Source organism: Microbispora sp. H10949, from assembly GCF_014161435.1.
Classification (GTDB): domain Bacteria; phylum Actinomycetota; class Actinomycetes; order Streptosporangiales; family Streptosporangiaceae; genus Microbispora; species Microbispora triticiradicis.
This window is the reverse complement of record NZ_JABBWZ010000002.1, coordinates 289,739-315,465: the sequence shown is the minus strand read 5'-3', so window position 1 is coordinate 315,465 and position 25,727 is coordinate 289,739. Positions and strand designations below refer to the sequence as shown.

Here is a 25,727-nt window from a genome sequence, read left to right as displayed (position 1 = left end):
CCCTTAGTGGTCACACACTCCAGAGGTGGACGGGCTCGTTGGTGTGCATGTGGTCCAGGTACCGCAGGGTCATCCGGCGCAGTGCCTCGTGGTCCCCGCCGAGCGCCCGGGCCGTCCTGACCTGCCAGTCCGCCCCCGTACGGCCGGTCACGCAGCGCCGCTCGATGATGCCGAGCAGCCGGTCGCGCTGGACCGGGTCGACCTCCCACAGGTCCAGCCCGTGATAGGCGAGGGGCAGCAGCCTCCGCAGGATCAGCTCGGCGGCGGGCACCTCCCCCAGTCCCGGCCAGTACAGGCGGGCGTCGAGGCCGTACCGCGCGGCGTTGCGGAGGTTGTCCTCGGCCGCGGCGAAGGACATGCGCGTCCACACGGGCCGTTCGGCCGACGGGAGCACCCGCATGAGCCCGTAGTAGAAGGCCGCGTTGGCGGCGATGTCCGCGACGGTCGGCCCGGCCGGCAACACCCGGTTCTCCACCCGCAGGTGCGGGACGCCGCCGGCCACGTCGTAGACGGGCCGGTTCCAGCGGTAGACGGTGCCGTTGTGCAGCCGGAGCTCGTGCAGCCCGGGCACTCCGCCGCCGTCCAGGACCTGCCTCGGGTCCTCCTCCTCGCACAGCGGCAGCAACGCGGGGAAGTAGCGGACGTTCTCCTCGAACAGATCGAAGACCGAGGTGATCCACCGCTCCCCGAACCACACCCGGGGCCGCACGCCCTGGGCCTTCAGCTCCTCGGGACGGGTGTCGGTGGCCTGCTCGAACAGGCTGATCCTGGTCTCCCGCCACAGCTCCTTGCCGAACAGGAAGGGCGAGTTGGCCGCGACCGCCACCTGCGGGCCCGCGATGACCTGGGCCGCGTTCCAGTGGTCGGCGAACTTCTCCGGGCTCACCTGCAGGTGGAGCTGGACGCTCGTGCACGCCGCCTCGGGCGTGATGCTGTCGGCGTAGGTGTCGAGCAGGTCGACGCCCTCGATGTGGAGGTGCAGGTCCTCGCCGCGGGCGGCGAAGATCTGCTCGTTGAGCAGCTTGTAGCGCGGGTTGGCCGACAGCGTGCCCTCGCTGACGTCGGACTCGCGCAGGGTCGGCAGGATGCCGACCAGCATGAGCTGCCCGCCGACGCGGGCGGCCCGCTCCTGCCCGCGGTTGAGACGGCGCCGTACGGACTCCTCCAGCAGCCGGCTGCCGTCGCCGGACAGCACCTGCGGCGGGACGTTGATCTCGACGTTGAACTGGCCCAGCTCGGTGGCCCAGTCGGGCTCGGCGATGGCGGCCAGGACCTCGGCGTTCTTCATGGCCGGCTCGCCCCGGGCGTCGACCAGGTTCAGCTCGATCTCCATGCCCATCAGCGGCCGCTCGAACTCGAACCGCGACCCCCGCAGCATCTCCGCGAGGATCTCCAGCGACAGCTTGACCTTCTCCCGGTAGCGACGGCGGTCCTCCCGGGTGAAGGACACGGAGGGTACGTCACGGCCCATGCCCGAAGCGTCGCACGCCGAGGGGCGATCACACCAGACGGGCCGACACGGACAGGGTCAGACCAGGCGTCTGGCGGTGGCCCACCGCGACAGCTCGTGCCGGTTGGAGAGCTGCAGCTTGCGCAGCACGCTCGACACGTGGGTCTCGACGGTCTTCACCGAGATGAACAGCTCCTTGGCGATCTCCTTGTACGCGTAGCCGCGCGCGATCAGCCGCAGCACCTCACGCTCCCGCTGGGTGAGCGAGTCGAGCTCGGGATCGATGGGCGGCGCCTCGGTCGAGGCGAACGCGTCGAGCACGAACCCGGCCAGCCGCGGGGAGAACACCGCGTCGCCCTCCGACACCCGGACGATCGCGTCGGTCAGCTCGGCGCCGCTGATCGTCTTGGTCACGTAGCCCCGGGCGCCGCCCCGGATGACCCCGATCACGTCCTCGGCGGCGTCCGACACCGACAGCGCGAGGAAGCGCACCTGCGATCCCGAGCCGAGCACGCGCCGGAGCACCTCCTGACCGCCGCCGCCCGGCATGTGCACGTCGAGCAGCACCACGTCGGGCGCCAGTTCGGCGATCGCCGAGACCGCCGACTCGACGTCCTCGGCCTCGCCGATGACCTGGATCGACGGGCCCAGCTCGGCCCGTACGCCGGACCGGAACAGCCGGTGGTCGTCGACGATCAGCACGCGTACGGTCTTCATGATTCCCTCTTCATGGTCAGCATGACCTCGGTTCCGTCGCCGGGCTCGGTCCTGACCCGGGCGCTTCCGCCGTTGCGCTCCATCCTGCCGATGATCGACTGGCGGATGCCCATCCGGTCACCGGGGACGTCGTCGAGCACGAAGCCCTTGCCCCGGTCCCGGACGAACACCGTCACCTCGTCGGGCTCGACCTCGGCGTAGACGGAGACGACCGGAGACCCACTGTATTTGCACGCGTTGACCATCGCCTGCCGGGCGGCGTGGAGCAGGGCCGCCATGTTCTCGGTCAGCTCGCAGTCGCCCACGCAGACGACCTCGATCTGCACGCCGTGGGCGTCCTCCTCCTCCGCCGCGACCCGGCGTACGGCGGCGGCGAGGGTCGCGTCGGCGTCCTGCTTGGGCTGGTAGAGCCAGTTGCGCAGCTCCCGCTCCTGCGAGCGGGCGAGCCTGGCCACCTCCCGCGCGTCGTGGGCGTTGCGCTGGATGAGGGTCAGCGTGTGCAGCACCGAGTCGTGGACGTGGGCGGCCACCTCGGCCCGCTCCTCCTGTCTGATGCGCTCGGTGCGCTCCCGCTGGAGCTCCTTGACGAGCGAGGCGAGCCAGGGCGCGGCGATCATGAGCATGCCGCCGACGACCACCGCGGTGAAGACCAGCCCGGTCTTCGCCTTGGCCAGCTCACCGCTCGCGGCGAGAAAGCCGATCGCGCCCACGACGACGAGGAGCGCGCCGATGCCCGTGCGGACCCAGGTCGTGCTGACCTGCTTGACCGCTCCGGACATCCAGCGCTGCCGGCGTCCCGGGTCGGCCTGCTGCCACAGGATCAGCGCGCCGATGCCGCCCACGGCGATCGGCCAGGTGCCGAACCCGCCGCTGGACGCGCCGGTCAGCCAGGCGAAGGCCCCGAGCGTCAGCCACAGCACGCCGTACGCCGCGAGCTGTCCCCACTCGCGGGCGGGCTCGCGGCCCTCCACCTCCTCCTTGGGGGTGAACATCCACAGCGCGGCGTACGCCACGAGGCCCAGCCCGTCGACGACGGTGAGCAGCACGAAGGCGAGGCGCAGCACGACGGGGTCGAGCCGCAGCTGGGCGGCGGCGCCCTGGGCGACGCCCGCGACCACCCGGCCCGACACGGGCCGGACCATCCGGGGGAACGCCACGGGGGCGTTAGGCATCTCAGACATCTCGGAAAGCATCGTCACACGTCAGGGAGCATGGGCGCATCAGGGCATGCCCTGATGCGGTCCCTGGGGACTCGGGGACGGCTCAGGGGTTCCCCCGATGGCAGGGCCGCGGCGGACCCGGCCAGGATGGGACCATGACCGAGGCGCCATCCGCTCCCGCTCCCGACCCCGCCGGCCAGCCAGAACCCGAGAGGGTGCTGAGCCGCCACCGCGACGGCCGCGTGATCACAGGCGTGTGCGCGGGCCTCGGCAGGTACACGGGCATGGACCCGGTGCTCTTCCGGGTCGGGTTCGCGGTGCTGGTCCTCGCCTCCGGCATCGGCGTCATGCTGTACGTCGCGGCGTTCCTGCTGATGCGCCGGCCGGACGGCGGTCCCGGCCACCTGGAGCAGTGGACCCGGCGGATGTTCGACGCCGAGACCGTGCTCGCGTTGCTGGCGGCGGTCTTCGCGTTCGGGCTGATCATCAACGTGGCCTCGGGCGGCATCAACCGCGGCACGATCGTCGTCGGCACGCTGCTGGCCATCGTGCTGATGGCCGCGCACGCCCGGGGCGTCGACCTGCTCACCATGGCCAGGTCGATGCCGGAACGGGCGACCGGCCGGCGCGGCATGACCCGGTCCACCCCCGGGTTCGCGCCGTTCGCCCCCTTCGCGCAGGAGCCGTACGCCCCGGCGCCCCAGCCGGCCGAGACGACGGCGATGCCCGGAACGTACGGCCCGCAGACGGCCGGGCGGGGGCCCGAGCCGTCCGCGAGCGCGACCCCCGAGGATGCCGCTGAGAACAGTGCCCAGGACACCGCCGTCCGCCGGTTCGCGTCGGAGCCCACGCGGGAAACGGTGACGGAACAGGTGCGGGACACCACGTCGGCGCCCGTGTCAGAGCCTGTGACGGAGCCCACGGGGGACACCGTGACGGAGCCCGTGCGCGACGTGGACGCCGAGCATGGCGCGGGTTCCGCGGCCCGGGCCGACGGCGACCCGCCGACCCGGGCCTTCGAGACTCCGGCCGGCACGGCCCCGCTGTCCGGACCGGGCGCCCCGGGGCCCGGCCTACACGACTCCGGCCTACGCGACTCCGCCACACACAACCCCGGCCCGCGCGACTCCGGGCCACACGGCTTCGGCGCGGGCGGGGGCCCCGTACCGCCGCCTCGGGCCGCGGACGGGTACCGGCGGCTGTCGGACCTGGCCCGCGAGGCGCGGGCGAGCGCGCGGGGCGACCTCGGCTCACCCGGCCAGGCGCCGGGCCGGGCCGCCGGTCAGGGGTACGGAACCGGCGGATCGCAGGGGTACGGCGCGGGCGAGCCTTTCGCGCCCCACGGCCCGTACACGATGCGGGAGCCGTACCGGCCGCTCGCCACGCCCTACGCGGCGGGCCCGTACGGGCCGCCCGTGGCCCCGCCGCCGCGGCCCAGGAAGCCCAAGCGTCCCCGGTCGTTCGTCAGCGGCCTCACGATATGCCTCGCCCTGATCGTTGGAGGGATCATGGTCACCATGCAACGGACCGGCACCGGCTCGGTCGGCCTCCCGGTCGTCGGCGGGGCGGTGCTCGTCACGATCGGCGCGGGCCTGCTCGTCGCCGCCTGGTTCGGGCGAGGCGGCGGGCTGGTCGCCGCCGGCACGATCGTGGCCCTCGTGCTGGTGGGAAGCACGACGGTCAACGGCATTCCCCGCAAGGTCGGCAGCTACGTCTGGCATCCCGTCACCGCCGTGCGGTCGCCCAGCACCTACGAACTGGGCATCGGCGAGGGCAAGCTCGACCTGAGCGACGTCCCGCTGAAGTCGGGCGCCCGGCTGAGGTTCGACGCCTCGGTGTCGCTGGGCCAGCTCACGGTGATCGTCCCGCCCACCGCGCGGATCGAGGTGTACGGCTTCACGAAGCTGGGCGAGGTGCGGATCGACCACACGGTCGAGGACGGCACCAACGTGCGGTTCGACCGCGTCCTGGAGCCCGAGACGCCCGCCAAGGGCGACGCGGCCACGATCGAACTGCACGTGAAGGCGGGCGTCGGTGACGTGGAGGTGCGCCGTGCTGCCTGACCACCACACCGATCCTCGTGCCGGGCGCCCGCGCCGGGTGCACCGTACGAGCTGGATGTGCCTGCTCTCGGGCCTGCTGTTCATCGGCATGGGCATCCGCTACCTGACCGGGCCCGACCCCGACGCGGTCGTGATGGCTCCCCTGCTCGTCGGAGGGCTGGGGTTCGCGGCCTTCATCGCGATCCTCGCCAAGGCCATCCGCCGCTGACCCCCTCCCGCTGACCTCACCTCGTCGACCCCGGGCCGGACCTCCCGCCCGGGGTCGAGGTATTTCACTGCCGATTCGGGGATCCGCTCGCCAGAAGCATACTCAGTATGCATACTGAGTATTCATGTCCGTACGACACGGCCTGCTCGCCCTGCTGAGTCAGGGCCCGCGCTACGGCTACCAGCTCAAGACCGAGTTCGAGGCGTCCACCGCCGACACCTGCCCGCTCAACATCGGGCAGGTCTACACGACGCTGTCCCGCCTGGAGCGGGACGGCCTCGTGTCCCGCGCCGGGGAGGACGAGCAGGGCCGCGTCCGATACGCCATCACCCCCGACGGCCACGGCGAACTCGACAGGTGGTTCGCCAAACCCGTCTCCCGGGCCGACCGGCCCCGCGACGAACTCGTCGTCAAGCTCGCCATGGCCGCCACCACCCCCGGCGTGGACGTGGCGGCGGTCGTCCAGGCGCAGCGGTCCTCGACGATGCGGACCCTGCAGGAGCTCACGCGCGCCAAGCGGGGCTTCGACGCGTCCGCCGAGACCGCGCAGCGCCTGGTCCTCGATTCGATGATCTTCCAGGCCGAGGCCGAGCAGCGCTGGCTCGACCACTGCGAAGCCGTCCTCGGCGGCCCCTCCGACTCCAGCCCAGCCAAGGAGACCACGTGACCGAGCGTGAGCCGTCCGCGTCCCCAGCGGACCAGTTACCCCGCCCGGACGGCGAGCCGATCGTCCGCCTCGCGGGCGTCGTCCGCGTCCACGGCGAGGGGCCGCACGCCGTACCCGCCCTGCGGGGCGTCAGCCTCGACGTACGGGCCGGTGAGCTGGTCGCCGTCATGGGCCCGTCCGGGTCCGGCAAGTCCACCCTGCTCAACCTGGCGGGCGGGCTCGACCGGCCGACCGAGGGGTCCGTCCTCCTCGAAGGCCGCGAACTGCGGGATCTGCCGCCCAAGCGGCTCGCGGAACTGCGCCGCAGGAGTGCGGGCTACGTGTTCCAGGATCTCAACCTCATCCCGTCGCTGACGGTGGCCGAGAACGTCGCGCTGCCGCGTGAGCTGGACGGCGTGTCCACGGCGAAGGCCCGGCGTGCGGCCCTGCGGGTGCTGGACGAGGTCGGCCTCGCGGACATGGGCGACCGGTTCCCCGACGACCTGTCGGGCGGGCAGCGCCAGCGGGCCGCCATCGCCAGGGCGCTGGTCGGGGAGCGCCGCCTGCTCCTCGCGGACGAGCCCACCGGGGCGCTCGACACCCGGGCGGGCGACGAGATCATCCAGGTGCTCCGGCAGCGCGCCGACGCGGGGGCCGCCGTGCTGCTGGTCACCCACGAGCCGAGGTACGCCGCCTGGGCCGACCGCGTCGTCTTCCTCCGGGACGGGCGGATCACCGACTCCTCCGACGCCCAGGGGACGGACGGGGCCGACGGCATGGGCGTGGTGAGCGCCCGATGAGAGGCCTGCGCGCCGCGCTGCGGATCTCGCGCCGCACCGCCTGGCGCTCGAAGGGGCGCAGCGCGCTGATCCTCGCGATGCTCGCGCTGCCCGTCGCCGTCGTCACCTTCGTGCTGACCACGTTCGCCACCGTGTACGAGATGTCACCCAGCCAGTACCCGTTCGGCCGGGCCGACGCCGTGGTGCGGGGCGCCCGCGAGTGGAGCGGCCTCAGCCAGAACGCGTGGGGAGGGACCGATCCCCTGGAGAACGGCGCGAAGACGACACCGTACACCCAGGCGGAGATCGCCGGCCTCATCCCCGGCAGCCGCCTGATCCCGGCGTCGCAGCAGTTCCTCCGTTATCTCGCCCCGGGAGGGTACGAGATGGGATTCGTCCGGCAGGTGGATCTGCGCGACCCGATGTCCCAGGGCACCTTCCGGCTCGTGCGCGGCAGGCTTCCCGCCGCTCCCGGCGAGGCCGTCATCTCCGCCCAGCTGCTGGACGAGCAGACCAGGCCGGGCGTGACGCTCCTGGCCACGGAGGAACGACATCCGCTCCGGATCGTCGGCGTCGCCCTGTTCGCTCCGGCGAGGCCCGATGTTGTCGTCTTCCCTGGCAGTCTGCCCGATTCCGCCTTCGGGCCCGCCGATCCCCAGCAAATGACGCACGGCTGGCTCGTGGAGGCGCCGCGTCCGCTGTCGTGGCCGGACGTCCGCCGGCTCAACGCGCGTGGTCTCGTGGTCGTGAGCCAGGCCGTCGCCGACAGCGCCTCGCGGGAGACGCGGTTCGACCTGAAGATCGACTCCTCCACGCTGCCGGTGCTCCCGTGGACCGGGATCGCACTGCTGCAGGTCGTCCTCGCGGCCGGGCCGGCCTTCGCGGTCGGGCGGCGACGACGGGCCCGCGAGTTCGCGCTCGTCGCCGCCCAGGGCGGCTCCCCGGCGCAGCTGCGGCTGATCGCGCTGGCCGACGGTCTGCTCTTCGGCGTCGCCGGGGCCCTTGCCGGGGTCGCGCTCGGCATCGCGGCGGTGCCGCTCGCGATGCCCGGCCTCGAACTGTGGATGAAGGCCCTGGCGGGCCCGTTCACCGTCCCCTGGATCTCGGTCGCGCTGGTCGCGGTGCTCGGGGTCGCCGCCGGGGTGCTGGCCGCGCTCGCCCCCGCCGTCGGCGCGGGCCGTACGGACGCCGCGGCCGTGCTGTCCGGCAGGCGCGAGCGGCGCCGAGACCGCGCGGGCCGGCCGCTGCTCGGAGCGGTGCTCGTCATGGCGGGCCTCACGGCGACGGCGGTGAGCACCCGGCAGGGCCTCCACTGGATCGCCGCCTCGGCGCTGCTCACCCAGCTCGGGCTGGTGGCCCTGGTGCCGGCCCTCGTCCGAGCCGTGGGCCGGGCCGCCGCCCGGCTCCCCCTGCCGCTCCGCTTCGCCGTCAGGGACGCCGTACGCAACAGGGGCCGTACGGTGCCCGCCGTCGCCGCGGTGATGACCACGGTCGTGGTGCTCACCGCGACAGGCGTGGCCTGGCGGGCCGCGGCCGTCAGCCCTCATTCGTTCCTGCGTGGCCTGCCGCAGGGGCCGGCGGGATCACTCCAGATCTCGGCGGCCGACCTCACTCCGCAGCTGTGGGACCGCGTCCGCGCCGCTGTGGTGCGTGAACTGCCGGCGGGCGTGCCGCTGGTGGAAGGACGGGCTCTCGCGACGAAGACCGGCGTGCCGCTCGGCGTGGCCCTGCCGGCTCCGGCAGGGCCGGAGAACCAGCAGGTCTACTTCATAGAGGGCTGGAACGGCGGGCTGCTGACCGGAGACGAGGGCCTGCTGCGTTACGCGCTCGGCCGCGAGGACCCGGAGGCGGTCGCGGCGCTCCGTGCGGGCAAAGCCGTGGTGCTCAATCCCGCCACCATCCGGAAGGGCAGGATCAGAGCGGATGTGATGCGGCAGGACGCGCGACCCCTGAACGAACCCGCATCGATCTCCCTGCCGGCCGTCGGGGTGCGGCCCACGGGGCAGGGCTGGGCGCGTGTGGTCGTCGCGCCCGAGGCGGTCGAGAAGACGGGTTACGGCACCGTCACCACCCTCCTCGCGGTGAACCCCGCGGACTACCGGATGTCACAGGCGTCGGCGGACCGGATCGCCGCGACCGTGGAGGCGATCACGCCCCACGCGATGGTCAGGCTGGAGACGCCGCGCGGTCCCGTGGACGACTCGGTGGCCCTGCTCGTGCTCGCCGTGGCGGCCGCCGTGCTGGTGCTGGGGATGACCTTCGTCGCGACCGCGCTGGCCGCCGCCGAGGCGCGGCCCGACCTGGAGACGATGGCCGCGGTGGGGGCGGCTCCGCGGACGAAGCGGGCCGTCGTCGCCGGTCAGGCCCTGGTGATCGCGCTGCTCGGCACGACCGTCGGAGTGCTCGCCGGTCTGCCGCCCGGCGCCGCCGCGACCCGGGCGCCGTCCGGGCTGTACCGGCCGACGATGATGGTGCGGCCCGACGGGGTGCCCGTGGTCGTACACCCGCGGCCGCCGGCGCTCCTGCTCACGGTCCCGTGGTCACTCATCGCCGTGCTCGTCGTGGGGCTGCCGCTGCTGGCCGCGCTCGGCGGCGCCGTGTTCACCCGGTCGCGCCTGCCGCTCCCCCGGCGCAGGGTGACGTGACCCGGCGCCGGGGCAGCCGCGCCGCTACGCGCGTGGCGCGCCGGGGGTGAGCGCGTCGCGTACGGCGGCGAGGCAGCGTTCGACGACGGGGCGGGGGGCGAAGGCGTAGGTGCCGTCGCCGAACAGCTCGAACGTCATGTGGCCGTCGTACCCCCGGCGCTCGAACGCGGCGAGGTAGCCGGCGAGCGGCAGCTCGCCGTCGCCCCACGCGAGGTGCCCGGCCGGGCGGCCGTCGATGAGGTGGACGTGGCGGACGCGGCCGCCGAGCGCGTCGAAGTAGTCGTCGACGCTCTCCCCCGCGACCGCCATGCCGACCGTGTCGAGCACGGCGCCCAGGTTCGGCGCGCCGACCTCGTCCAGCATGCGGGCGAGCGCGCGGGAGTCGTTCAGGAGGTTCGACTCCACCCGCTGCAGCGGTTCGAGCACGCACGTCACCCCGAAACCGGCGGCGTACGCGGCGATCTCGGCGAGCGCGTCGGCGGACCGGCGCAGGCCGGTCTCCACCGGCTCGTCCTCGAAGCCGCGGCCGGGCGTCAGCAGCAGCAGTCCGGCGCCGAGTTCGGCGCACAGCTCGGCGGCGCGGCGGAACATCGCGATGCTGGCCGCGCGCAGCCGGGTGTCCGGCGAGGCGATGTTGACGGGGTACATCACCTGTTCGGGGGTGAGACAGCGCACCCGCAGGCCGCGTGACTCGACCCGGCGGCGTACGGCCCGGGCCTCGGCGTCGCTCACCCACGGCACGTGGAAGTGCGGGGCGACGCCCCACAGCTCCACCTCCTCGCGGCCGAGATCGGCGGCGTCGTCGAGGAACCGGTCGAACGGCAGGTGCTGGTAGGAGAAGTTCGATCCGGTGATCCGCGGGAAGGACATCGGCTCTCCTGTCGCAGGGGAAGGTCGCGAGGTCATTTTCCGACTCCGTCGGCGAGGCCCTTGACGATGTACCGCTGGCCTACGAAGAACAGCAGCACCACCGGGACGGCGGCGATCGTCATGCCGGCGAAGACGACGGGGAACTCGGTGCCGTGCTTGCTCATCAGGCTCATCAGGCCGACGGGAAGAGTCTGCACGCCGGCGCCGCTGGTGAACACCATCGCGAAGAGGTACTCGTTCCAGGCGAACAGGATGTGCAGCAGGACCGTCGAGACGAGGATCGGCTTGCACATCGGGAGGGTGATCCGCCAGAACGCGGTCCACCGCCCGCAGCCGTCCATCTCGGCCGCCTCGTCCACCTCGCGCGGCAGGTCCAGCATGTACGCCCGGATGAGGAACGTGGTGAACGGCACCCGGAAGGCCGTGTAGAGGATGAGCAGCGCCCAGAAGCTGTTGTACAACCCCATCGACTGGAACATCTTGACCAGCGGGACCAGCGCCACGCTCGGGGCGAGCATCAGCCCGCCCAGGATCAGGCCGGTGACCGCCTTGCCGAACGGGATGTCCACCCGGGTCAGCCCGTACGCCGCCCACGCGCTGACGAAGACCGTGGCGACGGTCGACGTCACCGTGACCAGGATGCTGGTGGTGAGGTAGTCGCTGACCCCGCGGTTCCACGCCTTCTGGTAGCTGTCGAAGCTCCAGTGGGAGGGCAGCGCGAAGGGGTTGCCGAAGATCTCGCTGTTGGTCTTGAACCCGTTGACCAGCATCCACAGCAACGGATAGACCACCACCACGGCGAGGCAGAGCAGGAACGCCCACAGCAGCAGGCGGGCGATCACCCCGAGGAAGCCGGCCCGACTCACCACTCCACCCTTCTCCTGCGGGCGACCCACAGTTGTGCGACGGCGATGGCGAGCGTGACCACGAAGATGACCGTCGCGATCGCGGCCGCGTAGCCGAAGTCGTTGCGGACGAAGCCGCTGCGGTACAGCCAGGTGCCCAGCACCTGGGTCGAGTTGTCCGGCCCGCCGCCGGTCATCACCATGACCTCGTTGAACACCTGGAACGCCCCCGAGATCGTGATCATGATCATCACGCCGGTCATCTCGCGTACCAGGGGAAGGGTCACGTGGAAGAACCGGCGGACGGGTCCGGTGCCGTCGATCTCCGCGGCCTGGTAGATCTCGCGCGGGATGCGCTGGATCGCGACCGCGAACAGCAGGGTCGAGTAGCCGAAGCCCTGCCACTGGCTCATCGCGACGATCGCCGGCATGGCCGTGCTCTCCTCGCCCAGCCACGCGTGCCGGAGCCCGTCGAGGCCGACCCCCTGCAGCAGGTGGTTGAGCAGCCCGAGGTTGGGCTCGTAGATGAAGTAGAAGAGCAGGCCGGCGACGGTGAGCGAGATCGCGCTGGGGATGAAGTAGACGGCCCGCAGGGCGCGCTGCCACCGCTCGCTGCGCACACCCTCGATGAGCGCCGCGAGCACGAGAGAGCCGAACACCTGGAACGCGATCGACACCACCGCGTACAGCACGTTGTTGCCGAGCGACTTCCAGAAGACCGGGTCGTCCACGAGCTTGCCGTAGTTGGCGAGCCCGACGTACTTCTGGCTCCCGCTGAAGATGTCCCACTTGAGCGTGCTGAACCCGAAGTTCTCCACCAGCGGGAAGTACACGAACACCCCGACCAGCACGAGGGCGGGGACCGCCCACGCGAGCCCGGCGGCCCGTCTGCTCATGGCGCGCACCGGCCCGTCCTCCCGGCTACTTCGCCGACGCCGAGGCCTGGCGCACGCTGTCGAGCACCTGCTCGGGGGTCTTGCTCCCGGTGATCAGCGCCTCGCCGCCGGACAGCCACGCGTCGGCGACCTCGGGGACGGTGACCGTGTCGAGCCACGCGGCCAGCTTCGGCGACTTGTTGACGAGCTCGATGCCCTCGAAGACCGCCTTGCTGGAGGTCTCGGGTGTGACGGCTCCGACGACCGTGCTGGGCTGGCCGTACGGCGGCGACGAGAGCGTCTGCGCGTTCTTCGTGCTCGTGACGAACTTCATGAAGTCGATGGCGAGGGGGATGCGCGGCGAGGCGGCGTTGACGAGGTAGCCCTCGGGAGAGCCCTCGACGATCGACGGGTCGCCGGCCGCCCCCTGCGGCGCCGGAAGCTGGAAGATCCCGAAGTCGTCGGTGGCGAGCTTTCCCTTGGCCGTCTCGTTGTCGAACTCCAGGATCTCCTGGTAGTACATCGCGGACTTGCCGTCGGCGAACGCCTCCTGCGCGGAGGTGTAGAGCACGCCGTTGGTGCCGCTCTTGGTGTCGGTGCAGGTGTCGACCAGGGTCTTGAACCGGCCGAGGGCCTTCGTGTAGCCGGGGTCGTCGAGCTTGGCCGTCGCGGGCTTGAGGTCCGCCTCGAAGGCGGCCGTCGGCACGTCGTACGCGAAGAGCTGCTGCAGGTAGTGCAGGGCGGGCCAGCCGTCCTTGTTGCCGAAGGAGATCGGCTCGTACCCGGCCTTCCGCAGCGCCGCGCAGCTTCCGACGAGCTCCTCGAACGTCTTCGGCACCTGGACCCCGGCCTTGGCGAACGCGGCCTTGTTGTAGCCCATGAACTTGCCGTTGCCGTAGAGCGGGATGCCGTAGTTCTTGCCGTCGTAGGCGAAGGCCGACAGCGCGCCGGGGCTGAAGGTCTTGCCCCAGTCCGTGCCGGGGCCGATCACGCCGGTGAGGTCGGCCGCCCGGCCGCCGCGGACGAAGTTCTCGGCCCAGTTGCCGGTCCACGTGAAGTAGACGTCGGGCAGGGCGTTCGAGGCCGTGAGCGTCTTGGTCTTGTCCTTGATGCTCTGGTCGGTCTCCTGGATGAGCTGGATCTTCACGCCGGGATGGAGCTTCTCGTACTCCGCGGCCAGGTCCTCGAAGTACGGCTCAAGGGGCTCTCCGGCGAACTTCGTGAGGATGCTCAGCGTGCCCGAGTACTCGGGGCTGGCGGCGGCGTCGGCCGCGGGAGCCTGGTCCGCCTGCCCGCCGCCGGTGCAGCCGGTCAGGACGAGCACCGACGTCCCGGCGAGCGCCGCGAACGCCGTCAGTGCACGAGGGCGCATGGGCTTCCTTTCTCTCGGGGGTCTTCTCGAGGTCCTGTCTGGATCTCTTCGGGAGAGGAGGGACCGCCGGTGCCTGGGCACCCGAGATCCGCCGGGACGCGCCGCCGGCACGACCCGTTCAATGACGGGTGACTGTACAGAGCATGTGATACCGGTACCAGACCTCAACGGGAACATTTTTCCTCCCGAGTGTCGGCCGGCCTCTTCGATACCGACAAAACAGCAGATCACAGCCTTACCAGCGATGAGAATCCACCCCGGTGTTGACTCCCGCCCAGCAGGTGTGCCAGCGTCACCTTCTGCGTGAGACCGGTATCAGGCAGGATGGCGCCCCGGTCCGCGGGCAATCCCGAAAGGACGCGAAGCATGCTCGGATTCAACGAGCCGGAATTCCTCTCCCAGATGGCGAGCGCGGTGGCGTTGCGGCCCCAGATCGAGGAACTCGTCGATCGGCTCGTGGACGAGGGATTCGACAACCTCTACCTGGTCGGCGCCGGCGGCACCTACGCGCAGATGTGGCCGTACGAGCGGCTGGCGCGGCAGCGGTCCACCTTCGACGTGCGCGCGGTCATCGCCGCGGAGCTCATCGCCGCGGGCGAGGCGGCGCTCGGCGAGCGCTCGGTGGCGGTCTTCACCTCGGCCTCCGGCACGACCGACGACACCGTGCGGGCCATCGACTACTGCAAGGCCAGGGGCGTCCACACGGTCGGCATTACGGGCTACCCCGACTCGCCCGTCGCGCGGAACGTGGACACGGTGCTGCTCACCGAGCCCAAGGCGTGGCCGTTCGACCCGCAGATGCTGGTCTTCATGACCCGGCTGCTGTCCCGGCGGGGCGAGTTCGAGGGCTACGAGAAGCTCGCCGCCGAGCTCGACAGGCTCCCGCAGATCCTGCTGGAGGTGGCGAAGCAGGCCGAGCCGGTCGCCGAGAAGTTCGCCGACGACCACAAGGACACCGGCTACTACTTCCTCGTCGGCGGCGGCAACCTGTGGGCGTACACCTATCTGTACTCCATGTGCGTCCTGGAGGAGATGCAGTGGCTGCGCACCACGCGGGTGCACAGCGCCGAGTTCTTCCACGGCTCGCTCGAACTGCTCGAAGCGGACACCAGCGTCATCGTGTTCCAGGGCGAGGACGAGGGGCGGGGGCTCACCGAGCGCGCGGCGAACTTCGCCAGGCGCATCTCCAAGGACGTCACGGTCTTCGACACCAAGGACTACCCGCTCGACGGGATCAGCCCCGAGTTCCGCGGCCTGCTCGGTCCGCTGGTCCACGACGTGGCGACGGGCCGCGTGAGCAAGCACCTGGAGCGGGTGCGCGACCACTCCCTCGAACTGCGCCGCTACTACCGCGTCATGGACTACTGACCGTCATTCCCCGTCCCGGGCCTCCGCCGTGCGCCGTGCACGCGCGGGGGCCCGCCCCTCAGGAGCACGTCCATGAGAGTCCTCGGCTTCGGCGACAACGTCGTCGACCGGTTCGTCGACCGCGGCATCGAGTACCCCGGCGGCAACAGCGTGAACGTGGCCGTCTACGCCCATCGCCTCGGCCTCGACGCCGCCTACCTGGGCGTGTTCGGCGACGACGACTTCGGCGACTTCCTGCGCGCGTCGATCGCCGCCCAGGGCGTCGCGATCGACCGCTGCGTCGTACGGCCCGGGGAGAGCGGCGTCTCGACCCTGCGCGTGGACGACGGCGACCGGATCTTCGTCGGCTTCAACGGCGGCGGCGTCACGACCAGGGAGCCGATCGTCCTCGGCGACGCCCTCCTGCGGTACGCCGCCTCCTTCGACCTGGTGCACTCCAGCGTGTACTCCGCCGCGGAGAGCGAACTGCCGAAGCTGGCCGGGCTGGACACGCTGGTGAGCTACGACCTGTCCAGCGAGGACGAGTTCCGCACCCCGGCCTACCTCGACCGGATCTGCCCGCACGCCGACCTGGTGCTGCTGTCGTGCTCGCACCTCGACGAGGCCGCCACCCGCGCGCTGCTCGCCGACGTCGTACGGCGGGGCGCGGGGCTCGCGCTCGCCACCCGGGGCGAGGAGGGGGCGATCGCGCACGACGGCCGGGTCACGCTCGCCGCCCCCGCGCAGCGGGTGGCCGAGCCCGGCCTGATGGTCGACACCATGGGCTGCGGCGACGCCTTCCTCGCCGGGTTCGTGGTCCACCTGCTGCGCGCCGGCTGGCGGGCCGGGGCCGCGCCGGGACCGGACGCGATCGCGGGCGCCCTGCGCGCCGGCGCGCGCTCGGCCCACGACCAGTGCCTGGTCGAAGGCGCCTTCGGCCACGGGCGGCCCGCCGTCGCTAGCATGTGGTCATCTGGTGATCGCGAGAAGTGAGGACTCCGGCCATGCCGACTGACCGGGGCCAGGCCGCCGGCCGGCCGACGATCTCCGAGGTGGCCGCCGAGGCCGGCGTCGGACGGGCGACCGCCGCCCGCACGCTCGGCGGTTACGGGCACGTCAGTCCCGAGTTGCGGGAGCGCGTGCTCGCGGCGGCCGACAAGCTCGGCTACCGCGCCAACGCGCTCGCCCGCAGCATGTCGACGGGCGTGAGCCACACCATCGGGGTGATCGTCGCCGACATCGGCAACCCCTTCTTCGCCGGGGTGGTGCGCGGCATCTGCGACGCCTCACGGGCCGGGGGCTTCGACACCATCGTGCTGAGCACGTACGAGGACCTCGACGAGGAGGTCGCCGCCGTGAACGTGCTGATCGACAAGCGCGTCGACGGCATGATCATCGCGTCCGCCGCCGTCGGCGGCCGGGACGTCGGCCACATCAAGGAGGCCCTGAACCGCGGCGTTCCCGTCGTCCTGGTCGACCGGGCCGTCCCGTCGCTCGACCTCGACGCGGTCGTCATCGACAACCGCGACGCGGCGCGCGAGGCGGTCGAGCGGCTGATCGCGGCGGGGCACCGGCGGATCGGCTTCGTGTGGGGACCGCCCATGGAGCGGCCGCCCGCGACCCGCCGCGAACTGCTGGAGGCCGCGTCCCGCAACCTGTGGACCGACGGCGAGCGCCTGCGCGGGTACCTGGACGCGCTGGACGACGCGCGGATCCCCTTCGATCCCGGCCTGGTGATGGTCGGCCGCAAGGTGGAGGAGCGGGTCACCGAGGAGGTCGCCCGCATGCTCGCCCTGCCCGACCGCATCACCGCGCTGTTCTGCACGGAGACCGAGGCGGTCACCGGGGCCCTGCGCGCGCTGCGGGCCGCCGGCCTCGCCTACCCGCGCGACGTCGCCCTGATCGGGTTCGACGACAGCGCGTGGGCGGCGGTCATGGACCCCCCGCTCACGATGATCGAGCAGCCCGTGCACGACCTCGGCGCGAAGGCGGCCCAGGTGCTCCTCGACGGCATCCGGGGCGTCGAGCCGGTCCGGGAGACGCACACGCTGCGCTCACGCCTCGTCGAGCGCGCCTCCGTCGCCCCTCCCCCGTGATCCCGGCGCCGTGATCCCGCCGCCACCTCAGGGGATCAGGCGCGGAGCAGTTCGGGGGTGCGCTGCTGGGGCAGCCCGGCGAGCCGCCGCTGGCCCTCGGTCAGCAGGGCGGCGATCGGCCCCGGCTCCCGCAGCCGGGTGAGCCGGTCGCGGTTGTACTTGCGCTGCCGCGCCGCGCGGCGCTTGCTCACCGCCGCCTTGTACGCGCCGACGTGGTCGCGGTCGGCCCTGCGCGCGCCGCTCAGCTCGTAGCCGTACGCGGTGAGCCGCTCGCCCAGCACCTCCTCGCACAGCGAGATCTCCCATGACTCCAGCCGGGCGGCCCACTTGCCGGAGTGGGCGGTGGTGACCTCCTCGTGCGTGTTGCTGTGCCACACCTTGTGCCTGGGAACGGCCAGCTCAGCCACGTGGCGGGGCTCGCACATCGCCGGGTCGTAGTCCTCGCCGAGGAACACGCACAGCTTCTTGAGCTCGGTCTCCGGGTCGGCGGTGAGGTCCTCGTAGCGCAGCTCGTAGAAGGTGCCGTCCGGCAGCTTGCGCGCGTTCCGCCGGCCGAAGTCGACGGCCTCGGCCCAGTTGGCCATCGCGTGCACGGCGTCCTCCTTGTACCAGGGCATCTGCTTCAGCGAGGCCACGCAGTCGCGGCCGTCCCGGACGAGGTGGACGAACTGCGCGTCGGGGAACATCCGCATGAGCATCTCGACGTGCCGGTAGTAGCTGGGCCGCTTGTCGCCCCAGCGCGGCTTGCCGAAGCGCTCGGCGTAGCACTTGAAGACCATGCCGATGACCGAGCCGAAGCTGCCCGGGCCGAGCATGGCCGCCTGGACGAAGTCGGGCCGGCTCAGCCCGAGCTCGTGGAACTTGGTGGTCCGGCCCTCGGCGATCCAGCCCGCCAGGCGGCGCCGGTTGTCGGCCAGCCGCATGTCCCCGTACGCGCGGCGGGAGAAGTAGGCCGGGACGAGGAACCGCGTCTCCGGCGGCACGGCGACGCGCGGGTGCGAGTGCAGCATGAGCTGGAGCATGGTGGTGCCGGAGCGCGGGCAGCCGACGACGAAGACAGGCCTGTCCGAATGCATGAGATCAATCCCCCGTGAAGAAGTTGCCAGTCGTACGGCCGCCGCCCTCCCCCGGGCGGGTCCGTGACGCGGGTCCCACGGCGCGTGCCGTGCGAACGTGTGGAGCCGGCCGCCGGGGCCGGTCAGACCATGATCTTCTCGCGCTCCGCGGCGGTGGTCGGCACCTGGCGGGCCGCCAGCCAGACGCGGTAGACGAGGCTCATCTCGAAGACCAGCAGCAGCCCCCCGGCCACGACGGAGACCGGCACCAGGGCCCGGGCCCCGAGCAGCGGGCCCACGACGAAGACCGCGGCGTGGAACTCGATGCCGCTCATCACGTGGGTCCGCACCCGCCGCCGCACCAGGAAGACCCGGAACCGGTCGTACCAGGGGAAGCGGGCGTGGAACGCCTTCTGCAGGTCGACGACCGTGGCGCCGTCCCCGGACGCGGCCTCGCCGGCGGCCCGTTCGAGCTCGCTGCGCGGCCGGGCGCGCAGCACGCTCTCGGCGAGGACGCACTGGCCGTCCAGGCGCGACTCGACCAGTGCGCGGGTGGCGTCCTTGACCCGCTTGAGCTGCGGGCCGTTGATGTAGCGGAACAGGTCGAGCACGACGACGCCCACCGCGGCGAGCACGAACTCCGGGTCTCCCGAGCGGGAGTACTCCCCGAACCCCCAGCCGAAGGCGCAGCAGACCACCCGCACCCGGTCGCCGACGTAGTCGAGCCACAGCCCGAAGGGCGTCCCCGTGCCCTTCAGCCGGGCGATCTTCCCGTCCATGCAGTCGACCGTGAAGCTCAGGTAGAACAGCGCCGCCCCGGCGACGAGCATGCCCTCCGCGAAGGCGGCCGCCGAGGCGAAGCCGACCAGCATGGACAGCCTGGTCAGGCCGTTCGGCGTGACAGAGGTGTGGTTGGCCGCGAGCAGCGCGAGTCGGCAGGCGAGCGGATCGACCATGAAGACGGTCCACCACGAGTCCCTCGGCTTGCGCGTCGCGAGTATGTCGTTCAGCGTGAAGCCCCCCATGCAGGCAACAATGACTACAAGCGGTAGCCGTTCGCCTGCTCTTCTGTAACAGAGAGGGCATCTCGTTGCCACTTCTTGACCGCCACCCGAAGTAGGTAAACCATCCCCCAATCCGGTGGCCGATCCGTTACAGTGCGTGTCCGAGGGGGAGACCATGCCCGTTGTCACGTTGTACCGGCGGCTGCAGGGGCGGTTGCGCGGGCGGCTGCCGGCCGTGGAGCCCACACCGAAGACCGCGCTCATCCGGGCCGACGCGAGCCCGCTGCAGGCCCAGCGCGAGACGCTGGACGTGGTCTGCGCCCTGCTGGCCGAGGCCGCGGTGCCGTACTTCTGCGTGCGCCCGCTGCCCGACCGCCCGCCGGTGGTCGCGGTGCCCGAGGAGGACCGCGACCGCACGCTCGCCGCGCTCGCCGCCGGGGTCCACCCGCTGTTCGCGGCGCGCCAGCCGTACGGCAGGCCGGGGGCGCGGGCCCAGGCGGACGCGGGGCGGATGCGCCCGGTGCGGCGGGCCGCGCCGCTGCTCGGCGACGCCAGGGTCGTGCGGCTGGCCATGTACTTCGCCAGCCCGTCGCGGACGCTCACGCTCGGCCCCGAGAGCGGCCTCGACCTGGAGTTCTGGGCCCGTGAGGGCGACGACCTGGTCGGGCCGCGGCCCAACCCGGCGTGCGACCGCGTCCCGGCCGGCGGCCCGGTGGCGGAGGGCGGCGAGGAGCTGTTCCTGCCGCTCGCGTGCCCGGCCCGCCGCGCCCGCTCCTACCTGACGCGGCCGGAGTTCCTCCGGCGGCTGCTCGACGACATCGACTTCCCGATCGACGCCGTCTACACGTGGGTGGACGGCGCAGACCCCGCCTGGCGGGCCCGCCGCGACCAGGCGCAGCGCGAGGAGGCGCGGCGCGTCGGCGGCCCGCTCAGCGAGATGGCGACCACCGAGGCGCGGTTCACCAGCAGGGACGAGCTCCGCTACTCGCTGCGCTCCCTGCTGATGTACGCCCCCTGGATCAACCGGATATGGATCGTCACCGACGGCCAGACGCCCCCGTGGCTCGACACCACCCACCCGATGGTGTCGGTGGTCGACCACAAGGAGATCTTCACCGATCCGTCGGTGCTGCCGGTGTTCAACTCGCACGCCATCGAGACCCAGCTTCACCACATCGAAGGGCTCAGCGAGCACTTCCTGTACTTCAACGACGACTTCTTCCTGGGCCGGCCGCTGGCGCCGCGGACGTTCTTCGAGGGCAACGGGATCACCCGGTTCTTCCCCAGCACGGTCCACGTGCCCTTCGGCCTGCCGGAGACCGAGGAGTCCCCGGTCCACGCGGCCGGGATGAACAACCGGCGGATCCTGGAGGACCTCAGCGGCCGCACGATCACGCAGAAGCTGAAGCACGTGCCGTACGCGCTGCGCAGGTCGCTCATGTACGAGATCGAGGAGCGGTTCGCCGCCGAGTTCCAGGCGACGGCCCGCAGCAGGTTCCGCACGTCGCGGGACATCTCGGTGGTGTCCTCGCTGGCGCACTACTACGGCTACCTCAGCGGGCGAGCGGTCCCCGGCCAGGTCGACTACACGTACGTGGATCTCTCCCTGCCCAAGACGCCCGCCCGGCTGCGCCGCATGCTCGCCCGGCGCAGGCACGACGTGTTCTGCCTGAACGACACGTCGCCGACCGACGACGAGCAGGACGCGCTGCTGGCGCGGTTCCTGGAGGCCTACTTCCCGACCCCGGCGCCCTTCGAGCGGTGAGCCCGGCGGCCCCTGCCGCCTCCCGCCGCCGTCACCTTCCGCCCCGGCCGTCTCTCCCGCCGCTCGCGCCGAGGCCGTTCGCCCGGGTCTCGTCGCGCGCCTCGTACCTCTCGGCGTACAGGCCGCGGAAGGTCCGGCGCCCGGCCGGGACGAACGCGCGGGTCACCACGTCGAGCCGGCGACCGGCCAGGCCCGCCTTGCCGGTGTGGCCGACGACCCAGAGCGTGCGCAGCCCCGAGATGCGGGCGGCCAGCAGCCGCGGGCCGACCTCACGGCCCGCGAAGCTGCCGTCCCGCTCCGGCGACCGGGCCAGCGCGACGTCGTCCAGCCCGCCGAAGACGGACGGGTAGACCGTGGCGTACTTCCTGACCTTCGGGGGCACGAACAGCACCCCGTCTCCCGGCCGCGCGGCGGAGGCGAGCAGCGCCAGGACCGGGCGCGGGTCGTCCTGCCTGCCGTCCGGCCCGCGCGTGGCGAGTTGCCCCGGCACCGACAACCCGATCCAGGCCGCCAGCGCGGCGACGGCCACGCCGGTGGGCATCGCGGCGATCCCCGCACCGGCCAGCAGCGCCGCCGCGGGAACGCAGCAGAAGACGTACCGGAAGACGTAGACGGGATGAGCGGCCCAGGACGCCGCCAGCAGCACCGTCGCGGGAAAGAGCAGCCACGGCAGGGTCACCCGCACCAGGGCAGCGTGGGCGGCCCGTGTGGCGCGGAGGCCGCCGGCCAGGCCGAGGACGAGGCCGAGGAGTGCGAGGGCCCAGGCCAGCGGGGCGACTCCGAGCGCCGTGAGCGCGGCGGCGCCGAGCGGCGCCGGTGGGGCGAGGCCCGGCCGGGGCGGCGGGGCCGTCGTGCCGAGGTCCCCGAACATCTGGACGGCGAGCCGCCCCACGTCGGCCGCCTCGGGCCGGCGGATCCAGCTCACCTGCCCGCCCTGCCGGGAGCCGAGCCAGGCCAGCGGCGCCACGGCCGCCGCCGACGCCGCAGTCGCACAGGCCCATCGCGCGAGCGGTCCCCGCGACAGGACCACGACCACGCCGTGGGCCCCCACGATCAGGAACGCGAAGAGGTTGAGGTAGGCGAGGGCGGTCAGCGCCAGCGCGTATCCGGCCAGCGCCGCCGGGGTGGGCGACCGCAGCACGCGCAGGAGCAGCAGCGTCACGCCGACGGCCGCGGCCGTCGTCATCGGGTACGGCCGCGCCTCCTGGACGTATCGGGAGAAGATCGGCATGAGGGCCAGGAGCGACCCGGCGTACAGGCCCGCCCGGGGAAGGCCGAGCGCGCGGCCGAGCGCGCCGGTCCCGGCGGCGGCCAGCGCCCCCGCGAGGACCGACGGCAGCCGCAGCGCCGCCTCGGCCGTGCCGGAGACGCCGACGACCATGTGCATCAGCCCGTAGTAGAGGCCGTGGACGGCGTCGACCGACTGCAGCAGGTGGGTCATCTGCGCGAGGGTGCGGACGGCGGCGCTCACGGTGGCCGCCTCGTCGCGCCACAGCGGCGGGCCGCCGAGGTCCCACAGCCCGGCGGCGAGCGCAAGCGCGGCCGGAACCCCGGTGACGGCATCCGGCCATCGCACTCGCCCGTTCACGGCAGCATGCGCGCGACCACGCGCGCCGAGGCGTGGCCGTCGTCCCAGGGGCAGAACCGCTGGGCGAACTCCGCATAACGCGCCGAGAACGGCCCGAGGTCGCCGTATCGCAGCACGTCGAGCAGGTCCGCACCGGTCCTGACGACCGGCCCGGGGGCCACGGCCTCGAAATCGAGGTAGAAGCCGCGTACCTCGTCCCGGTAGCGCTCCAGGTCGGGGGCGAAGAACACCATCGGCCTCCCGGTGCAGGCGAAGTCGAACATCGCCGACGAGTAGTCGGTGACCAGCACGTCCGCGGCCGCCAGCAGATCGGCCATATCCGGAAATTTCGAGACGTCGCGGACCCGATGGCCGAGGCCCTCGGGGATCGCCAGGTGCCGCGCCACCAGATAGTGGGCCCGTACGAGCAGCAGGTCGTCGTCGTCCAGCGCCCGGGCGGCCCGGGTGAGGTCCAGGGCGAGCCGACCGGCGCCCTCCGGCTCGTCGTCCCGCCACGTGGGCGCGTAGAGGACGACCCGCCGGTCGTCCGGCACGCCCAGCCGCCGCCGGACGGCCCGGGCGCGCACGGGGTCGAACAGCACGTCGTTGCGGGGGTAACCCGACTCCAGGACCTCCCCCGCGTAGCCGAACGCGCGGCGCAGCGCGGTGGTCGCGAACGGGCTCGGCGACAGCAGCAGGTCCCAGGTCGCCACCTGCCGGGTCAGCTCCGCCCGCGGCGCCTGCCGCGCGTACGGCATGCCCTCCAGGTCGAGCCCCAGGCGCTTGAGCGGCGTGCCGTGCCACGTCTGCACGACGGTCTGGCCACGCGGCTTGTGGTACCACCCCGGCTGCGTACGCCGGTTGGCCACGACGAAGCGGCTGGTGCTCAGCGCCTCCTCGTGCTCGCGTGAGCCGTGCAGGACCAGGCGTACGCCCGGGGGCACCGTGAACTGCCCGTCCCTGGTGACCCAGACGATCTCGACGTCGGGGTGACGGCGCGACAGTTCCTCGGAGACCGCCCGGGGGTTGCACGAGTACTGGCCGCCGCCGTAGCTGTCGAAGACGGCCGCGTTCCGCAGTTTCGCGCGTCCGCCGGTCCGGCCGCTCGCCCGGGACCGGGCCGCGGCCAGGCGCCTGCGCGTGGCGTACGGCCCTCGTTCGTGCGGGCCGAGGGCCGGGCGCACCACGAGGCTGAGCGCGCCGTCGCGGGCCGTACGGAAGGAGACCTCGTGCAGCCCGGCGACATGCGGCCGGGGCGGGTCGGCGATCAGGTCCGGGCAGAGCCGGACGCGCTCGTCCCCGGCGAGCACGCGCCAGGTGCCGCCGGCCAGCGGCAGCCCGTCAGCCGTCCTGCCGATGACGGCCGTCCATCCGCCCTCGTCCTGGCGGACCGGCCAGGAGTGGTGTTCGGCGCCGCGGTCGAGGGTGATCCGGCCGCCGGGGAACCGGCCCGGCCCCTCCAGGACCGGTTCCCCCGCGTCCGTCCAGCGCACGGCGCCGACATGCACCACGCCGGGGTCGGCGAGCGGGCCGTCACCCGGCACGCCCGGGCCTCCGGGCCCGCCCGCGCCGGTCCGGGCGCCCGGACCGGCGGGCCGGCCGTCATCGGCGGCCGCACCGGCCGTGAGGGTGAGGCCCCGCTCGTACGTGAGGGAGACCCGCACGCCCGCGACGTCGAAGACGCGCTCGCCGGGGGCACCGGTCGCCCTTCCGGCCCTGGTCACGCCCCGCGCCCGGACCATGGCGTGCAACGTCCATCGACCGGTTCCGGACGCCGAGGCCGCGCGGAGCTCGTCCAGGTCGATCTCGGTGACGAAGCCGGAGTCGTCGTGGCACACGACCGACTGGCGGGAGTCGGCCGTCACGTCGGGGCGGCGGACCCGCCGTACGGGCAGGGCGATCCGCTCCTCCCCCCGCTGGAGCCACAGCTCCGTCCGGCTGTGCCCGCTGTCCAGGTGGGCGATGTACGCGTGGCCGGTCAGCAGGAGCCCGCCGCCCGACGGCCGTACGTCGTCGGCGCGGGCGGTCAGCCGCAGGTCGCAGGTCGCGTCGAACAGCGAGCGCGGCACCCGCGGATCACGGCGGAAGGGATAGTCGAGATACCAGCGGCGGCGGACCAGCCCGCGCCGGAGCACTCCCCGGTGCCTGATCTCCGACTCCGCGAACCGGTGCAGCTCCGCCAGTTCCCCGGTCATGCCGTGGGCGGCCAGGAAGATCTGCAGCCGCCTCAGAACCGGCAGCCGCTCCATCGCCTCCCGGTCGAGCCGGGCCAGCGCGTCGGCGAGCCCCGCCGGAAGCCGCCCGGGAGCCGCGCGCAGCACCGCCGCGAGGTCGGGCCCCTCCGCGAGGCGCAGGTCGTACGTCGTCCGCAGGCTCGGGGCGTGCCGGGCGAGCAGGTCGGCGACGTCGAGCATCGCCCGCAGGCGGCGCAGCGGGTCGGCCTGCGGCCGGGGCCCCCGGGTGAGGCACACCACGTCGCCGAGCACGTCGGCGGAGGAGGACAGCACGTGCGCGGGGATCGTCACCGGGAAGTCCTCACCCAGCCCCTCGGGGAAGGCGAACCGGTGCCGGTTCCAGAACTCCCTGCGGAACACCGTGCCGCCCGCCCGCGGGTCGTCCAGCAGCTTCGGGTGCCGGGTGATGTGCGTACGCAACCGCGCCGCCGACCCCGCTGCCGATCCCGCCGCCGAGAACGCCCCCGGCGCCGTCGCGCCCGTCCCCGAGCCCGTCGCGGAACCGGTCGTACGTCCCGTTTCCGGGCCTGTGGCGGCCCCGCCGGACGCGTACGGGCTCCAGCAGCGGATCCTGCCGCAGGCGAGGTCGGAGCCGGTGTGGTCGAGGGCGTCGACCAGCGTGCGGTAGGCGTCGGCGGGGACGACGGAGCCGGGGTCGGCGAAGGCGAGATAGCGGCCGGTGGCGAAGGCCGCGCCCGCGTTGCGAGCCGCGCCCGGGTCGTCGCCGCCGTCGCCGAGCGCGAGAAGCGTGAACCGCGGGCCGGGGGCCCGCAGACCTTCCGGCCGCCCGGAGAGGATCACCTCGATGTCGTCGAGAGTCTGGTCGTGCAGGGACTTGAGGCACTCCTCGGCGTGTTCCTCCCCGCCGTGCAGCGGGACGACCACCGAGAGCCTGGGAGGCGCTGTCACGCCGTCAGGATGCCGAGGCGCGGCGAGGCGACACCCCGCCGATCTCGATTGCCTTACGGTTCCTTGGCAGATCCTTGACCATCCGGCCGATCGACGGGCGCCGGATGCCGCCACCGCCGC

Annotated in this window: 20 protein-coding genes; 9 read left to right on the top strand and 11 right to left on the bottom strand. The window is 72.8% G+C overall.

Features of this window, described 5'->3' with window-relative positions; genetic code table 11:
• Positions 1-10: 10 nt before the first annotated feature.
• The 3 genes from HHX40_RS05685 to HHX40_RS05675 are packed head-to-tail and all read right to left on the bottom strand — an operon-like array spanning position 11 to position 3,339.
• Positions 11-1,471: a glutamate-cysteine ligase family protein gene (locus tag HHX40_RS05685; RefSeq protein WP_111698422.1), complete on the bottom strand. Its 1,461-nt coding sequence runs from the start codon at positions 1,469-1,471 to the stop codon at positions 11-13.
• 57 nt (positions 1,472-1,528) lie between these two features.
• Positions 1,529-2,167, bottom strand: a complete 639-nt coding sequence (locus tag HHX40_RS05680; RefSeq protein WP_111698424.1) for a response regulator — start codon at positions 2,165-2,167, stop codon at positions 1,529-1,531.
• On the bottom strand, positions 2,164-3,339 hold the full coding sequence (locus HHX40_RS05675; RefSeq protein ID WP_396787660.1) for a PspC domain-containing protein: 1,176 nt from the start codon (positions 3,337-3,339) through the stop codon (positions 2,164-2,166). The genes HHX40_RS05680 and HHX40_RS05675 overlap by 4 nt, the downstream gene beginning before the upstream one ends.
• Positions 3,340-3,482: 143 nt before the next feature.
• Here HHX40_RS05675 and HHX40_RS05670 point away from each other — a divergent pair, with 143 nt between their 5' ends.
• The 5 genes from HHX40_RS05670 to HHX40_RS05650 all read left to right on the top strand — a co-directional run bounded on the left by HHX40_RS05670 (position 3,483) and on the right by HHX40_RS05650 (position 9,668).
• Positions 3,483-5,390 carry a PspC domain-containing protein gene (locus tag HHX40_RS05670; RefSeq protein WP_182879674.1) on the top strand — a complete coding sequence of 636 codons (1,908 nt, stop codon included), beginning with the start codon at positions 3,483-3,485 and terminating at the stop codon, positions 5,388-5,390.
• Positions 5,380-5,598, top strand: coding sequence for a hypothetical protein (locus tag HHX40_RS05665; protein ID WP_182879983.1), 219 nt, complete (start codon positions 5,380-5,382; stop codon positions 5,596-5,598). Before HHX40_RS05670 ends, HHX40_RS05665 begins: the two co-directional genes overlap by 11 nt.
• Positions 5,599-5,722: 124 nt before the next feature.
• Positions 5,723-6,265, top strand: a complete 543-nt coding sequence (locus HHX40_RS05660; RefSeq protein ID WP_182879673.1) for a PadR family transcriptional regulator — start codon at positions 5,723-5,725, stop codon at positions 6,263-6,265.
• Positions 6,266-6,324: 59 nt separating this feature from the next.
• Positions 6,325-7,044 carry an ABC transporter ATP-binding protein gene (locus tag HHX40_RS05655; protein ID WP_310737984.1) on the top strand — a complete coding sequence of 240 codons (720 nt, stop codon included), beginning with the start codon at positions 6,325-6,327 and terminating at the stop codon, positions 7,042-7,044.
• On the top strand, positions 7,041-9,668 hold the full coding sequence (locus tag HHX40_RS05650; RefSeq protein WP_182879671.1) for an FtsX-like permease family protein: 2,628 nt from the start codon (positions 7,041-7,043) through the stop codon (positions 9,666-9,668). The genes HHX40_RS05655 and HHX40_RS05650 overlap by 4 nt, the downstream gene beginning before the upstream one ends.
• 24 nt (positions 9,669-9,692) lie before the next feature.
• On the opposite strand, the gene HHX40_RS05645 is transcribed toward HHX40_RS05650, so the two are convergent.
• From HHX40_RS05645 to HHX40_RS05630, 4 genes are read right to left on the bottom strand one after another with little or no spacing between them, the layout of a single operon-like run.
• A complete protein-coding gene (locus HHX40_RS05645; protein WP_182879670.1) occupies positions 9,693-10,538 on the bottom strand; it encodes a sugar phosphate isomerase/epimerase family protein in 846 nt (281 codons plus the stop codon).
• A gap of 32 nt (positions 10,539-10,570) precedes the next feature.
• Entirely contained in the window at positions 10,571-11,404 is an 834-nt protein-coding gene (locus HHX40_RS05640) for a carbohydrate ABC transporter permease (protein ID WP_310737956.1), read from the bottom strand.
• Positions 11,401-12,279: a carbohydrate ABC transporter permease gene (locus HHX40_RS05635; RefSeq protein ID WP_182879668.1), complete on the bottom strand. Its 879-nt coding sequence runs from the start codon at positions 12,277-12,279 to the stop codon at positions 11,401-11,403. The genes HHX40_RS05640 and HHX40_RS05635 overlap by 4 nt, the downstream gene beginning before the upstream one ends.
• A 25-nt stretch (positions 12,280-12,304) precedes the next feature.
• Complete coding sequence (locus tag HHX40_RS05630; protein ID WP_182879667.1) at positions 12,305-13,630, bottom strand: ABC transporter substrate-binding protein; 1,326 nt, start codon at positions 13,628-13,630, stop codon at positions 12,305-12,307.
• A 366-nt stretch (positions 13,631-13,996) separates the two neighbouring features.
• On the opposite strand from HHX40_RS05630, the gene HHX40_RS05625 reads away from it, so the two are divergent.
• The 3 genes from HHX40_RS05625 to HHX40_RS05615 all read left to right on the top strand — a co-directional run bounded on the left by HHX40_RS05625 (position 13,997) and on the right by HHX40_RS05615 (position 17,073).
• Complete coding sequence (locus tag HHX40_RS05625; RefSeq protein WP_182879666.1) at positions 13,997-14,998, top strand: SIS domain-containing protein; 1,002 nt, start codon at positions 13,997-13,999, stop codon at positions 14,996-14,998.
• Positions 14,999-15,070: 72 nt separating this feature from the next.
• Positions 15,071-15,970, top strand: a complete 900-nt coding sequence (locus HHX40_RS05620) for a PfkB family carbohydrate kinase (RefSeq protein WP_182879665.1) — start codon at positions 15,071-15,073, stop codon at positions 15,968-15,970.
• 11 nt (positions 15,971-15,981) lie between these two features.
• Positions 15,982-17,073, top strand: coding sequence for a LacI family DNA-binding transcriptional regulator (locus HHX40_RS05615; RefSeq protein ID WP_182879664.1), 1,092 nt, complete (start codon positions 15,982-15,984; stop codon positions 17,071-17,073).
• A 35-nt stretch (positions 17,074-17,108) separates the two neighbouring features.
• Here the strand turns inward: HHX40_RS05615 and HHX40_RS05610 are convergent, their stop codons facing one another.
• Entirely contained in the window at positions 17,109-18,149 is a 1,041-nt protein-coding gene (locus HHX40_RS05610) for a sulfotransferase family protein (RefSeq protein WP_182879663.1), read from the bottom strand.
• Between the two features lie 122 nt (positions 18,150-18,271).
• Positions 18,272-19,153, bottom strand: coding sequence for a CDP-alcohol phosphatidyltransferase family protein (locus HHX40_RS05605; RefSeq protein ID WP_182879662.1), 882 nt, complete (start codon positions 19,151-19,153; stop codon positions 18,272-18,274).
• Between the two features lie 154 nt (positions 19,154-19,307).
• Here HHX40_RS05605 and HHX40_RS05600 point away from each other — a divergent pair, with 154 nt between their 5' ends.
• Entirely contained in the window at positions 19,308-20,897 is a 1,590-nt protein-coding gene (locus tag HHX40_RS05600; RefSeq protein WP_182879661.1) for a stealth family protein, read from the top strand.
• Between the two features lie 31 nt (positions 20,898-20,928).
• Here the strand turns inward: HHX40_RS05600 and HHX40_RS05595 are convergent, their stop codons facing one another.
• Both HHX40_RS05595 and HHX40_RS05590 read right to left on the bottom strand, forming a co-directional pair.
• On the bottom strand, positions 20,929-22,485 hold the full coding sequence (locus HHX40_RS05595) for a hypothetical protein (RefSeq protein ID WP_182879660.1): 1,557 nt from the start codon (positions 22,483-22,485) through the stop codon (positions 20,929-20,931).
• Entirely contained in the window at positions 22,482-25,607 is a 3,126-nt protein-coding gene (locus HHX40_RS05590) for a bifunctional glycosyltransferase/CDP-glycerol:glycerophosphate glycerophosphotransferase (protein WP_182879659.1), read from the bottom strand. The genes HHX40_RS05595 and HHX40_RS05590 overlap by 4 nt, the downstream gene beginning before the upstream one ends.
• Positions 25,608-25,727: the final 120 nt, after the last annotated feature.